The sequence below is a fragment of the Actinoplanes sp. NPDC026670 genome (genome assembly GCF_040638175.1).
Taxonomy (GTDB): domain Bacteria; phylum Actinomycetota; class Actinomycetes; order Mycobacteriales; family Micromonosporaceae; genus Actinoplanes.
On sequence record NZ_JBEZXU010000029.1, the window covers coordinates 89724 to 102715 of the forward strand.

Below are 12992 nucleotides of genomic sequence, written 5' to 3' on the forward strand. Positions count from 1 at the left end.
CGCGTGATGGTCGTCGACGACCACCCGATGTGGCGGGACGGGGTGGCCCGCGACCTGACCGAGGCCGGCTACCTGGTCACCGCCGCGGTGAGTGAGGGTGTGCAGGCGCTGCGGGTCGCCCCGGCCGCCGCCCCGGACGTGGTCGTCCTCGACCTGCAACTGCCCGACCTGTCCGGGGTCGAGGTGATCCGTGGGTTGCTGGCGACGCTTCCGGGCGTGCGGATCCTGATGCTCTCGGCCAGTGGCGAGCAGCAGGACGTGCTGGACGCGGTGAAGGCCGGCGCCAACGGCTACCTGATCAAGTCGGCCGGGCGGGACGAGTTCCTGGACGCGGTGCGGCGTACCGCCGACGGCGACGCCGTGTTCACCGCCGGGCTGGCCGGTCTGGTGCTGGGCGAGTACCGGCGGCTGGCCGCCACCCCGGCCGCCGACGACCGTCCGCAGCTGACCGACCGGGAGACCGAGGTGCTGCGGCTGGTGGCGAAGGGCCTCACCTACAAGCAGGTCGCCGACCGGCTGGTCGTCTCGCACCGCACGGTTCAGAACCATGTGCAGAACACGCTGGGCAAACTCCAGTTGCACAACCGGGTCGAGCTGGTCCGCTACGCGCTGGAGAACGGAATACTCAGCACGGATTGAGTACGGGTACTCATGCCCCGGCATCCATCTTCGGCGATCTTCTTCTCATGTCTGAAGAACGTCGCCGGGATCCGGTCTACCGCACTGTCACCCGGGTCACCGCCTACCTGCTGTCGCCTGTCGCCGTCCTGGTCGCGCCGGGCCGGGCCCGGGTCACCGCCTGCCGATGGGCGCTGTCGCTGCGGTTTCCGGCGGAGAACCTGGACGGGTTGCGGCCGGAGGTGCGGGCGGCGTTCGAGGCGGCGCGGACCCGGGCGCTGTGGCGGCACGGTGAGCTGATCGGCCTGACCTCCGGGTTCCGGACGGCGGCCCGGCAGGCCACGCTCTACGCCGAGGAGGTGCGGCGCAGTGGGTCGGTGGCGGCGGCGCGGCGGTGGGTGCTGCCTCCGGGTGAGTCGCGGCACGTCGCCGGGACGGCCATGGATGTACGGCCGACCGAAGGCGCCCGATGGCTGGAGGAGCACGGCGGCCGGCACGGTCTCTACCGGATGTACGACAACGAGTGGTGGCATTTCGAGTACTGCCCGGACGGCCCGCCGGTGCGTCTGCCGCATCCGGGGGCGGGCGACACGGTCGACGCCGATCGGTAATGATCACGTTCATGAGTGAGCGGTGGCGGTCGATTCTTGCGGGCGCCGGTGGTGCGATGGTCATCGGCGCGGCGTCGAGCCTGTCCCGGTCCGGGCTGATCCCGGTCACCGTCATGCACAGCGATGCCCTTCCGCGCGGGCTGGCCGGGGCGGTGGCCTGTGCTCCAGTGGTGGCGGGACTCCTGGCGCTGGTGCTGGTCCGCTGGTGGCCGTACCTGCTACTGGCCGCCGGCGGGTGCACCGCGATCACCGCACTGGCGGGGCAGGTGCCCTGGCAGTTCCGGGAGATCGTCTACATCGTGAGCGACGTCGGCTTGCCGGTGGCCTTGATCGGGACTCTCGGCTGCGTGCAGAGCCTGGTGCGGGAGCGCCGGGCCGGCGCCGGTTCGGTGGTGGCCGGGTCGGCCGGCGGGGCCTACGTCTTCGGGTCGGTGCTTCTCGGCGATTTCTGGATCGCCGGCAGCGCAGGTGCGCGGCCCTGGCGGCTGGTCCTGCTCGTGGCCGGATGCGCCGCGGTCGTCCCGGCCGTGCTCCGGTGGTGGCGCGGCGACGCCGCGGCGGCCGGGCCGGCGACCGGCCCGTGGTGGCAGTGGCGCCGGCTGCGGCTGGTGCTGGCCGCGGGCGTGGCGACGGTGCTTCCCCTGCCGCTGGCCCGGCTCGGCGCCGATCAGGTCGGCGACCTGATCGGGGTGAGCGCCTTCACGCTGGAACGGCATGGCAACGCGCAGATCGCGGTGGTCGGCGCGATCACCCTGGTGCTGGTGGCGCTGCTCGCGGCGGCAGCCGGCCGGTGGAGCCTGGCCGGTGCGCTGACCGCGGCCACCATGCTGGTCGCGATCTCGGCGCCGGTGCTGCTGGGGATCGCCGCGGTCCGCCTGGACCAGCCGTCCGGGTGGGTGGCCACCCTGGCCGGGCTGGCGGCCGGCGCGGTCGTCGCGGGCACCCGCTGGCGGGTGGCGGGCGCGGTGGTGCTGACCGTGGGCGCCGCGACCACGGTGTTCATCGCCTGGTCGGCGACCTCCGGTGAGCCGGAGAAGCTGGCCGTGCAGCATCACGTGGTGCCCGGCCTGGTGCTGCTGGTGACGATGACCGCCGCCGCCACGGCCGTGTTCGGGGCGATCACGCCGGCCCTGGCCCGGGTGGGCGCGGTGCCGGCGGTGCTCGGGCCGTTCACGATGGTGCTGTTCGCGGCGGGCGCGCGGACCGTCCAGGTGACCTATGTGGAGGCGGACGGGCTGCCCGGGTCGTCCTCGCTGAATCCGGTCGGTCACCTCGACTCGGCCGGGTTCCTGCTGCTCGTGGCCGGAGCCGGGGTGGCCGGGATCGGCGCGGCGCACTATCTGGCCGAGCGCTGGGCGGAACGCAAGCGGGCCGAGCAGATCCGGCGGGAGGCGGCCGCGGCCGAACGGGACCGGCTGGCCCGGCCCATCCACGACGGGGTGCTCCAGGTGCTGGCCATGGTGCAGCGCGGGGAGGCCGGCGCGGAGCTCGCGGTGCTCGCCGGTGAGCAGGAGACGGCGCTGCGGAACCTTCTGCGTGGTGGGGGGTCGTCCGGCCGTACCGGCAAAGATCTTGATGTGAACGCTGCGCTCGCCCTGCCGGGAGTGGAGTTGTCGGCGCCGGCCACGCCGGTGATGCTGGCGGCGAAGCCGGCCGGCGAGCTGATCGCGGCCGTCCAGGCCGCCCTCGACAACGTCCGCAGACATGCCGGGCCCGGCGCCCGGGTGTGGATCCTTCTGGAGGACGAGACCGATGGGGTACGCGTGACCGTCCGTGACGACGGAGCCGGGATCGCCCCCGGCCGGCTGGCGGAGGCCGCGCGCACCGGGCGTCTCGGTGTCGCCCAGTCGATGCGTGGCCGGATCACCGATCTGGGTGGCGTAACCACCATCCACAGCGCACCCGGTGAGGGCACCGAGGTCGAGTTCTGGGTGCCGCGTTAGCCCAGTTTCAGCACCACGAACTCGTCCGGACCGTCGCGGACGACCTCCAGCTCGTCGAACCCGCAGCGTTTCAGCGCCCGGATCGACGGCACGTTGTGGACGGCGGCCTCGGCGTAGAGCGGCCGGGTCTCCTCCTGCCCGGCCCCGAGGAACTCCGACAGCGCCCGGGTGCCGAGCCCGCGCCCCCAGAACTCGCGGCCCATCCAGAATCCGACGAGCCGCCGCCCGTCCTGCCACCAGGCCACGATGTTGCCGGCCACGGCGCCGTCCACGGTGATCGCGCGGGCCCGCGAGGTCGGGTCGCCGAGCACTCTTTTCTCCCAGTGCTCGACGAAGGCCTGCCGCTCCCGGGCCGGGAAACTCGCCTGCCGCTGAGCCTCGGGGTCACTCTGCTGCGCGAAGAAGACCTCGATGTCCCCGGCCTCGACCGGCCGGAGCCGAACCGACATGTCCACTCGTCGACTCTATTCCTATTCTGCTCGGGAAAGCACTTGCCTATCCGGAAAGTGGTCGAGTACTTTCCTGGTAGGAAAGTTGATGCCTGAGGAGGAAGTGATGGACATTCCACCCGTCGACGCCGAGCTCGCCCTGGCCGAGATGCAGGCGCGCCGCGAGCAGGTCGTCGACACCAACCTGGTGCCACGGTGGTTCTGGCCGGCCGTCGGCGGCCTGATGCTGCTGTTCGTCGGCGCGATCGAGACCGGCGTCGGCTCGGTGATCGCGGTGGGCACGATCGGCTACGCCCTGGGGCTGGGCGCCGTGATCCTGGCGGTGGTCCGCAAGGCCCGGGTGCAGGTCCGGTTCGACCTGCTCGGTGCCCGTGGGCTCGGCGCGATCGTCGGGTTCGCGGTCGGCCTGACCGCTCTCGGCGTCGGCCTGGGTCTCCTGCTGGAGGCGCTGTCCGCCCCGGCCCCGGCGTTCCTGGCGGTGATCCCGGTGGCCCTCGGCCTGACCCTGGGCGGTCCGCGGCTGATGTCGTACCTGCGCGGTCTCATGCTCTCCCGCCCGCTGGCGGGGTCCCGGTGACGCCGCGTTTCGACGAGCTGATCCACGCGCCGACGCGGCTCTCCCTGGTGAGCCTGCTGGCGGCGACCGACTGGGCCGACTTCAAGTTCCTCCGCGACAGCCTCGGGATGTCCGACTCGGCGCTGTCGAAGCAGCTCACCACGCTGGAGGAGGCCGGTTACGTGGAGATCCGCAAGTCGTTCGTCGCGAAACGCCCGCGCACGTCGGTGAAGCTGAGCGACCGGGGCCACGACGCGTTCGCCGGCCACGTGGCGGCGTTGCAGGAGATCGTCGCCCGGGCCGGCCTCGCGGTCCTGCCCGACCAGGTCAGCTGAGCGGCAGCTCCACCCGGCGACCCAGCCCCCACTCGGCGGCCTCGTCGTCGGTGACCATCGCGAAGGCCCCGTCCGGCACGTCGTCGAGCGACACCGCCCGGGACGCGGTGGCGAGCAGCTCCGCCTCGGCGGCGCCGGCGATGAAGAAGACGTAGACGTCCCCGAACTGCTCCCCGTCGTCGGTGACCTCGACCGTCCCGTCCTCCTCCAGCTCGGTGAGGAACTCCTCGATCTGGTCGATCCACGGATAGGGGTAGGCGCCCCGGTCGAGCCCGGCGACGGGGGTCAGCGGCACGTGGATCTCGACGACGACTTCAGCCATACCCCCATGCTCAGTCACCCCGCCGCCGCCCGCAGCCTGTTCACGGCTTCGGGCGGCGGCGTTCTGCGCTCGCTCAGTCGGTGACCGCGGGCAGGCTCTGGGCGGCCTTCAGGGCGGCCGCGGCGGCCAGGTACGGGTTGTAGGTGTAGCTGCGCGACAGTGTCCCGGTGCCGCTGAAGTAGGAGGCGGCGAGCTTGGCCGGGTCGGTGGCGATCTCGCCGCGCCCGGGCACGTCGTTGCCGTCGTCCCAGCCCCACGGCGCGTTGGCCGAGTTGGTGCCGCAGGAGAAGGTGCCGGTCCCGCAGCCACCCGTGGTGTCACCGGCGAACGTGCCGAGCGACGCGAACAGGCTGGTGTTGTTGCGCTGCGCCCACAGCCCGCCGTCGGCGAAGAGGTCGATCAGCCGGTACCGGACGTCCCGGTCGTTCGCGCTGCTCGGCGACTCGGAAACGCTCAGCGACGGGAAGTAGACGACACCGTCGCCGTCGATGTTGTACTGCGGCCACGCCTTGAGCCCGTGCCCACCCCGCTCCTGCGCGGTCACCGGGTGCTGGAACGAGTCGTGCGGCGACGACTGCAACTGGAGGGTGCCGTCGATGGTCTCGGCCCCGTTGGCCCACCCGCTGGACGCCGGCTTGTACGAGTAGAAGTCGCTGTGCGCCACGGTGACCGCGCCTTTGAGGCTGCCGTACTCCGAGCCGTCCTTCTCGACGATCTCCAGCACGCCTTCCCCGTCGTTCTCGTGCTCGGTCTCGAAGAACGGGTGGTCGATCCAGTCGCGCGGGTGGAAGAACAGGTACGTCAGGTAGTAGTGGGTGCTGGTCTCCAGCACCGAGTAGTAGACGGCCGCGTCAGTGTTCGTCCCGGCGTTGTCCCAGTTGTCCCGGCCGTTCAGGTTCCCGTCGAAGTCGTACCGCGTGATGTAGTCGCTCTTTCCGGCGAGCGCGTGCGAGCCGGTCGTGTCGACGTCCTGGTAGTGGATCGGGGCCCAGCGGAGCGCGATCTCGGCCCGGCTGGGCGCCGCTTGCGCGGGGGTGGCCAGAGCCGCCGCGACCAGGGCGCCGGCCGCCAGTGAGCGGATGATGAGCACACGTCCTCCTAGTATCGGTGGACGTGAATTTAAAAGATTCTTCACATTTTCCGGTAGCGCTCCGGCGAAGGGCGGACGAACTACTCTGGGCCGGTGACCGACGCCCGGCTGCGCGAGCTCGTGCTGATGCGCCGTGTCCGCGACCGGATCGACCGCGACTACGCCCAGCCGCTCGACGTCGAGGCGCTGGCCCGGCACGTGCACCTGTCCGCCGGGCACCTGAGCCGGCAGTTCAAGGCGGCGTTCGGCGAGTCGCCGTACAGCTATCTGATGACCCGCCGGATCGAGCGGGCGATGACCCTGCTGCGCCGGGGTGATCTGAGCGTCACCGAGGTCTGCTTCGCGGTCGGCTGCTCGTCACTCGGCACGTTCACCACCAGGTTCACCGAGCTGGTGGGCATCTCCCCGGGGGCGTACCGTCGGATGCCGTCCGGTCCGGTCGAAGGCCTGCCGGGCTGTGTGGTGAAACAGGCGACCCGACCGGTCAGGAGCCGTCCAGCATGAGCCTCGTCATCCATTCCGCGTTCCTGCCCACCGACGACCACGAGAAGTCCCTGGAGTTCTACCGCGACGGCCTCGGCTTCGAGGTGCGCAACGACGTGGGTTATGGCGACATGCGCTGGATCACCGTCGGCCCGCCCGGCCAGCCGCAGACCTCGATCGTGCTCACCCCGCCGGCCGCCGACCCCGGCATCACCGACGCCGAGCGCCGCACCATCGCCGAGCTGATGGCCAAGGGCAGCTACGCCGGGATCGTGCTCGGCGCGACCGACCTGGCGGAGACCTTCGACAGGTTGCAGGCCACCGGGGCCGAGGTGGTCCAGGAGCCGGCCGACCAGCCGTACGGGGTGCGTGACTGCGCGTTCCGTGACCCCGCGGGGAACATGGTCCGGATCAACCAGCTGACCTCCAACTGATCCTGATCAGGAATCAAGAAGCGCGGCCGGTCGGCGACCACATAGCGTGACTGGCATGACGAACGAAGGCATCAAGACCGTCCTGCACCCGGTCACCGACCTGGAGAAGGCGAAAGCCGTCTACACCGCGCTGCTGGACACCCCGCCGAGCGCCGACAGCCCCTACTACGTCGGCTACGACGTCGCCGGTCAGCACATCGGCCTGGTGCCGGGCGGCCCGAAGCAGACGGTGGCCTACTGGCACGTGTCCGACATCGATGCCAAGCTTGCCGAGCTGACCGCGGCCGGCGCGACCGTCGCCGAGGCTCCGAAGGAGGTCGGCCCCGGGCGCCGGGTGGCGACCGTGACCGATCCCGACGGCAACGTGCTCGGCCTGCTCCAGGACAGCTGAGTTTTCTCAGGGGGGAGAACAACTGTTGAGCGCCCATCGCTCGATCCGGGTGCACGGCGCCCGGGTCAACAACCTCAAGGACGTCAGTGTCGAGATCCCGAAACACCAGCTCACCGTCTTCACCGGGGTGTCCGGCTCGGGGAAGAGCTCGCTGGTCTTCGGCACGATCGCGGCCGAGTCGCAGCGGCTGATCAACGAGACGTACAGCGCTTTCGTGCAGGGGTTCATGCCCAGCCTGGCCCGGCCGGACGTGGACGTGCTGGAGGGCCTGACCACGGCGATCATCGTCGACCAGGAACGGATGGGGTCCGACCCGCGTTCCACGGTCGGCACCGCCACCGACGCCAACGCGATGCTGCGCATCCTGTTCAGCCGGCTGGGTGACCCGCACATCGGTTCCCCGCAGGCGTACTCGTTCAACGTCGCCTCGATCTCCGGCGCCGGGGCGGTGACCATCGAGAAGGCCGGCACCACCGTCAAGGAGCGGCGCAGTTTCAGCATCACCGGCGGCATGTGCCCCCGATGCGAGGGCCGGGGCAACGTCAACGACTTCGACCTCACCCAGCTGTACGACGAGACGAAGTCCATAAACGAGGGCGCCATCGCGATCCCCGGCTACAGCATGGAAGGGTGGATGGGCCGGATCTTCCGGGGCTGCGGCTTCTTCGACGTGGACAAGCCGATCGGCAAGTTCACCAAGCGTGAGCTGCACGACCTGCTCCACAAGGAGCCCACCAAGATCAAGGTGGACGGGATCAACCTGACCTACCAGGGTCTGATCCCCGGCATCCAGAAGTCGTTCCTGTCCAAGGACGTCGACGCGATGCAGCCGCACATCAGGGCCTTCGTGGAACGGGTGATCACTTTCACCACCTGTCCGGAGTGCGACGGCAGCCGGCTGGCCGAGCACGCCCGCAACTCCAAGATCAAGGGCGTGAGCATCGCCGACGCCTGCGCGATGCAGATCAGCGACCTGGCCGGCTGGGTGCGCGGCCTGGACGAGCCGTCGGTCGCCCCGCTGCTGGAGAAGTTGCAGGCCACCCTCGACTCGTTCGTCGAGATCGGCCTCGGCTACCTCTCCCTGGAACGGCCGGCCGGCACACTCTCCGGCGGCGAGGCCCAGCGCACCAAGATGATCAGGCACCTCGGATCGGCGCTGACCGACGTCACCTACGTCTTCGACGAGCCGACCATCGGGCTGCACCCGCACGACATCCAGCGGATGAACGAGCTGCTCCTGCGCCTGCGCGACAAGGGCAACACGGTGCTCGTGGTCGAGCACAAACCCGAGGCCATCGCCATCGCGGACCGGGTGGTCGACATCGGTCCGGGCGCCGGCACGGCCGGCGGCGAGATCTGCTTCGAGGGTACGGTCGAGGGCCTCCGGTCCAGCGGCACGATCACCGGCCGTCACCTGGACGACCGGTCGAAGCTGAAGCCGTCGGTCCGCACCTCCACGGAGGCCCTGGAGATCCGCGGCGCCTCCACCCACAACCTGCAGGGCGTCGACGTCGACATCCCGCTCGGCGTGCTGGTCGTGGTGACCGGGGTGGCCGGGTCCGGCAAGAGCTCGCTGATCCACGGCTCGGTCGCCAAGCGCGACGGCGTGGTGGCGATCGACCAGACCGGCATCCGCGGGTCGCGGCGGAGCAACCCGGCCACGTACACCGGCCTGCTCGAACCGATCCGCAAAGCCTTCGCCAAGGTCAACGGGGTGAAACCGGCCCTGTTCAGCGCCAACTCCGAGGGCGCCTGCCCGACCTGCAAGGGCGCCGGGGTGACCTACACCGACCTGGGCATGATGGCCGGGGTGGCCAGCCCGTGCGAGGAGTGCGAGGGCAAGCGGTTCGCGGCCGAGGTGCTCGACTACAAGCTCGGCGGCAAGGACATCAGCGAGGTACTGGCCATGCCGGTGACCGAGGCCGAGCCGTTCTTCGCCGCGGGGGAGGCCCGGATCCCGGCCGCACACGCCATCCTGAAACGCCTGGTCGACGTGGGTCTCGGCTACCTCACCCTGGGCCAGCCGCTGACCACGCTGTCCGGCGGTGAGCGGCAGCGGATCAAGCTGGCCACCCACATGGGCGACAAGGGCGGTGTCTACGTGCTCGACGAGCCGACCACCGGCCTGCACCTGGCCGACGTGGAACAGCTGCTCGGCCTGCTGGACCGGCTGGTCGAGGCGGGCAAGTCGGTGATCGTCATCGAGCACCACCAGGCGGTCATGGCGCACGCCGACTGGATCATCGACCTGGGCCCCGGCGCCGGCCACGACGGCGGCCTGGTCGTCTTCGAGGGCACCCCGGCCGACCTGGTGAAATCCCGTTCCACGCTGACCGGCGAGCACCTGGCGGACTACGTCGGCGCCTGAGATGGATTAGCCTGCCTCGATGGGGAGCCTCTCGGAGAGACGGCAGGAACGGTTCGCTGAGCAGACGGCCCGGATCACCCGGGAGATCCACGGCAGCGGCCTGCGTGTCTTCGCGCTGGCCGCCGCCGTGGAACCGGCCGACGCCCTCTTCGGCAACCTCGAGGAGAGCGACGGCGAGATCACCGCGGTCCGGGTGGAGTATCCGGGTCCGGCGTGGGTCCAGGTCGAATCCGCGCGCGGCCACTCGGCGCCGCTGCGCCTGCTGCTGGAACAGCTCGTCGGGCGAGACGGGGTCCGGTTCGCCGACCTCGCCTGGACGTCGCCGCCGGCGACGATCCTGGTCGACGGCTGGCCGCAGCGGGCCGAGACGTTGCGGGCCGGCGACCGGTGGCAGGCGACGAGATGCCAGACCCATGATGGGGTACGGATCACCGTGCTCAGCCGCGACTGGGACGCCGATCCGGTGGCCGTGGTGACGCTGACCGACCCGGCGCCGATGCTCGACCGGCTGGCCACCGTGCCCCCGGTGGAACTCCCGCCCTACAATCCCGAGCCCATTCCTGCGGGCGAACCGCATCGTGTTCTGATCGAGACCATTCTGTGTCGTGATATTGAGCACTTGAAATGGCTCGCCGAGGGTGGCCCGATGCCGGTTTCGCCGGTTTACGCGGGCGAATTGCGGCAGGCCGCGCTACTACGGCAAATGGATCTCAGTGACGATCGGGATGCGGAGCGTGCGGAGCGGGCGATAGGCGACATGGAGCATCTCGTGTCCAGCCTCCAGCACGCGGCGGCCTGGTTCCGAGACGACGCTGACCTGCGAGAACAGGCGATCTCCGAGATCCTCCTGCGGGTCACCGGCCTGGCTCCGGACGTGCCCAGCGCAACCGCCCAGGAGGCCTGGCGGCACCGGTCGGAAGGCCGGGATTGGCGCGCCGCATGGAGCGACTGGGCCGCCGGACGACCCTGATCGGTGGAATTGACGCGCATCGAGTTGGCGGGTGCTCGTACACTGCCAATTCGCGGCACCGGGGGAGTGCCGTCTGACCTCTCGAATGGAGATCTCTGCGCATGAAGCGCTTTGTGGCCGGCGCGGTCGCCGGCATCGCCGCCCTGACCCTCACGGTCGGGTGCGCGAAGCAGATCCAGCAGCTGGAGCCGAAGCTCGAGCTGAAGAAGGCCGCGGAGGACCTCGGCGCCGCGGAGAAGGTCGGCTTCACCATCAAGGCGGGCGGCAGCGTCGACGACCTGATCGCCGTCGCGAAGAAGGAGTCCACCGCTGAGGAGGGCTTCACCGACGAGGACGCCGACATCCTGCGCAAGCTCTACAACTCGTCGTTCACCGTCGCCTGGGACAAGGCCGGTGAGGGTGTCACCGACGACAAGGCGCTGATCAACGCCACCATCGACGGCGTCACCGGCGCCGAGATCCGGGTCGTCGACCAGGTCGCGTACATCAAGATCCCGGTCAAGGACCTGGCGACCAAGTTCGGCGCCACCGCGGCCGAGGTCGACGAGATCGCCGCCGAGGCGAGCGCCGAGGTTCCCGGTGTCGACAAGCTGATCAACGGCGGCTGGGTGTCGATCGCCGCGTCCGACGTCGAGAAGTTCACCCAGGAAGCCGGCTTCGGCATCACGCCCAGCGCGACCAGCCAGGCCGACAACGACAAGGTCGCCGCCGAGCTGAAGACCAGCGCGGAGAACCTGCTCGAGGGCGCCGACGTGGTCCGGGACGCGGCCGACGAGACGCACCTGACCGTCACCACGACCACCACCAAGGCGTATGCCGAGGTCAAGCGCTTCGTCGAGGCGCTCGAGAAGATCGCCACCAAGGAGCAGGCCTCGATCCTGGACGAGGCGCTCGAGGGTGAGCTCGACAGCCCGCCGGCCGAGAAGCCGATCGTGCTGGACCTGTGGATCGACAACGGCAAGTTCAAGGCGTTCGAGGTCAACTTCCTCCAGTTCGTCGAGGGCGCCACCGGCCGCGCCTCGGTCCGCGTGGAGATCTCCACCGGCGCCGAGATCACCGCCCCGGCCGACGCGACCAAGCTCGACCTGGCCCCGATCTTCGAGGCGCTCGGCGGCCTCGGCGGCGCCGGTCTCGGCACGGGTGGCACCGGCGGCAGCGACGCCAAGGTGTGGGCGGAACTGGTCGGCCAGCAGGCCGTGCTCTCCGCGCTCGCCGAGGGTGGCAAGCCCGCCAAGTACCTGAAGCAGGCCGCCGACGAGACCGCCTTCGGCGACATCAAGATCAAGGTGGTGCGCACCGGCGTCGCCCAGGTCAACTCGGGCACCAGCGTCGCCTGCGTGACCGTCCCGGCCACCACGAGCGGCAAGCCGAAGGTCGTCGAGGCAGCCTGCTGACGCCCTGACCGCATCGAACCGGAGCCCGGCCCGCCACACGGCAGGCCGGGCTCCGCCCTTTCCGCGTGGTGACCTGTGGCGCGATCCGCGCCGCAGCGTGGCACGCACGGGGTGCGGCTAGGTGGCGCGGGCTCGGTGGAGCAGCTCCGGGTCGTGGGCGTTGATGATCGTCAGGTCGGGGGTGGCGGTGGACCAGAGTTCGGCCAGGCGGGCGTGGTTGGCCCGGACCAGGGCGCGGTCGTAGGCGATCATCCGTTCCGAGGCGACCAGCATTCGGGGGCTGGGTGTGGCCCCGTCGACCTGGCCACGGTGGTAGAAGGCGTCCCCGGCGTGCAGGATCCAGCGGTCCCCGGCGTCGACCGCCACCGCCGCGTGCCCCCGGGTGTGCCCGGCCAGGCCGATCAGCACGACACCGGGCCGTACCTCGATGGCCGAGGCGAAACCACGCCACCCGTCACCCGACGCCGGATCATGTTCGACCAGCTGGGGGCGGTGCGAGCGTTGCGCGGCCGGATAGCGGTACCGCTCGTTGGCGGTGCGCGGGCGCTGTGCGGCGTCCGACTCGGCGGCGGTCAGGTGCACCCGTGCGTGCGGGAAGTCGGCCAGCCCGCCCGCGTGGTCGACGTCGAAGTGGGTGAGCACGATGTCGCGTACCGCTGCGGGATCGTGACCGAGACGCTCCACCTGCCGCAACGCCGTCTCGGAGACGTCCAGGACCGGTTTGATGAGGTGGCGTGCCACGCCGATCCGGCGTGCCGGGTCGGCCGCGTCCTGGAGGCCGAAGCCGGAGTCGACGAGCAGCAGGCCGTCGCCGGTCTCGACGAGCAGGACGTGGCAGACCAGCCCGCCCGGTGTCAGTGCCGGCCGCATGGTGCCGCAGTTGAGGTGGTGGACCCGCATCGGCGGCCTCCGGTCATTCATTCATCAGTTGAATTCACCGACACATGAGTTTCGGTCCGGAAATCCTATGCGCTGAGATGCAAAAGTGATGTCACGGTCTGTGGTCGACGATTCTTTCAGCGCTGAAA

The 12992-nt window shown here is 70.4% G+C and carries 15 protein-coding genes; 11 read left to right on the top strand and 4 right to left on the bottom strand.

Going from position 1 to position 12992, the window contains the following annotated elements:
• The first annotated feature begins 6 nt into the window (after positions 1–6).
• The 3 genes from AB0E94_RS27045 to AB0E94_RS27055 are packed head-to-tail and all read left to right on the top strand — an operon-like array spanning position 7 to position 3172.
• Positions 7–639, top strand: a complete 633-nt coding sequence (locus tag AB0E94_RS27045; RefSeq protein ID WP_360331301.1) for a response regulator transcription factor — start codon at positions 7–9, stop codon at positions 637–639.
• Positions 640–686: 47 nt separating this feature from the next.
• Positions 687–1229: a D-alanyl-D-alanine carboxypeptidase family protein gene (locus tag AB0E94_RS27050; protein WP_360331179.1), complete on the top strand. Its 543-nt coding sequence runs from the start codon at positions 687–689 to the stop codon at positions 1227–1229.
• 11 nt (positions 1230–1240) lie between these two features.
• Complete coding sequence (locus tag AB0E94_RS27055; protein ID WP_360331181.1) at positions 1241–3172, top strand: ATP-binding protein; 1932 nt, start codon at positions 1241–1243, stop codon at positions 3170–3172.
• On the opposite strand, the gene AB0E94_RS27060 is transcribed toward AB0E94_RS27055, so the two are convergent.
• Complete coding sequence (locus AB0E94_RS27060; protein ID WP_360331183.1) at positions 3169–3621, bottom strand: GNAT family N-acetyltransferase; 453 nt, start codon at positions 3619–3621, stop codon at positions 3169–3171. The two genes, AB0E94_RS27055 and AB0E94_RS27060, sit on opposite strands and share 4 nt — an antisense overlap.
• Positions 3622–3727: 106 nt before the next feature.
• On the opposite strand from AB0E94_RS27060, the gene AB0E94_RS27065 reads away from it, so the two are divergent.
• The gene (locus AB0E94_RS27065) at positions 3728–4198 is read left to right on the top strand and encodes a hypothetical protein (RefSeq protein ID WP_360331185.1); all 471 of its coding nucleotides are present in this window, start codon (positions 3728–3730) and stop codon (positions 4196–4198) included.
• The gene (locus AB0E94_RS27070; protein ID WP_360331188.1) at positions 4195–4512 is read left to right on the top strand and encodes a transcriptional regulator; all 318 of its coding nucleotides are present in this window, start codon (positions 4195–4197) and stop codon (positions 4510–4512) included. The genes AB0E94_RS27065 and AB0E94_RS27070 overlap by 4 nt, the downstream gene beginning before the upstream one ends.
• Here the strand turns inward: AB0E94_RS27070 and AB0E94_RS27075 are convergent.
• Both AB0E94_RS27075 and AB0E94_RS27080 read right to left on the bottom strand, forming a co-directional pair.
• Positions 4505–4834 carry a hypothetical protein gene (locus tag AB0E94_RS27075; protein WP_360331191.1) on the bottom strand — a complete coding sequence of 110 codons (330 nt, stop codon included), beginning with the start codon at positions 4832–4834 and terminating at the stop codon, positions 4505–4507. The two genes, AB0E94_RS27070 and AB0E94_RS27075, sit on opposite strands and share 8 nt — an antisense overlap.
• Before the next feature lie 73 nt (positions 4835–4907).
• Complete coding sequence (locus tag AB0E94_RS27080; RefSeq protein WP_360331194.1) at positions 4908–5924, bottom strand: hypothetical protein; 1017 nt, start codon at positions 5922–5924, stop codon at positions 4908–4910.
• Positions 5925–6050: 126 nt separating this feature from the next.
• Between AB0E94_RS27080 and AB0E94_RS27085 the strand changes: the two genes are divergently transcribed.
• From AB0E94_RS27085 to AB0E94_RS27110, 6 genes are all read left to right on the top strand, one after another.
• Positions 6051–6428 (top strand): helix-turn-helix transcriptional regulator, encoded by a 378-nt coding sequence (locus tag AB0E94_RS27085; RefSeq protein WP_360331304.1) that lies wholly within the window; start codon positions 6051–6053, stop codon positions 6426–6428.
• Entirely contained in the window at positions 6425–6841 is a 417-nt protein-coding gene (locus AB0E94_RS27090; RefSeq protein ID WP_360331197.1) for a VOC family protein, read from the top strand. Before AB0E94_RS27085 ends, AB0E94_RS27090 begins: the two co-directional genes overlap by 4 nt.
• Before the next feature lie 55 nt (positions 6842–6896).
• Positions 6897–7232, top strand: a complete 336-nt coding sequence (locus AB0E94_RS27095) for a VOC family protein (protein ID WP_360331200.1) — start codon at positions 6897–6899, stop codon at positions 7230–7232.
• A 25-nt stretch (positions 7233–7257) separates the two neighbouring features.
• A complete protein-coding gene (locus AB0E94_RS27100) occupies positions 7258–9600 on the top strand; it encodes an excinuclease ABC subunit UvrA (protein WP_360331203.1) in 2343 nt (780 codons plus the stop codon).
• Between the two features lie 19 nt (positions 9601–9619).
• The gene (locus AB0E94_RS27105; RefSeq protein WP_360331206.1) at positions 9620–10570 is read left to right on the top strand and encodes a hypothetical protein; all 951 of its coding nucleotides are present in this window, start codon (positions 9620–9622) and stop codon (positions 10568–10570) included.
• Between the two features lie 101 nt (positions 10571–10671).
• Positions 10672–11964 carry a hypothetical protein gene (locus tag AB0E94_RS27110; RefSeq protein ID WP_360331209.1) on the top strand — a complete coding sequence of 431 codons (1293 nt, stop codon included), beginning with the start codon at positions 10672–10674 and terminating at the stop codon, positions 11962–11964.
• A 117-nt stretch (positions 11965–12081) separates the two neighbouring features.
• Here AB0E94_RS27110 and AB0E94_RS27115 read toward each other — a convergent pair whose 3' ends face one another.
• The gene (locus tag AB0E94_RS27115) at positions 12082–12864 is read right to left on the bottom strand and encodes an MBL fold metallo-hydrolase (protein ID WP_360331211.1); all 783 of its coding nucleotides are present in this window, start codon (positions 12862–12864) and stop codon (positions 12082–12084) included.
• Positions 12865–12992: the final 128 nt, after the last annotated feature.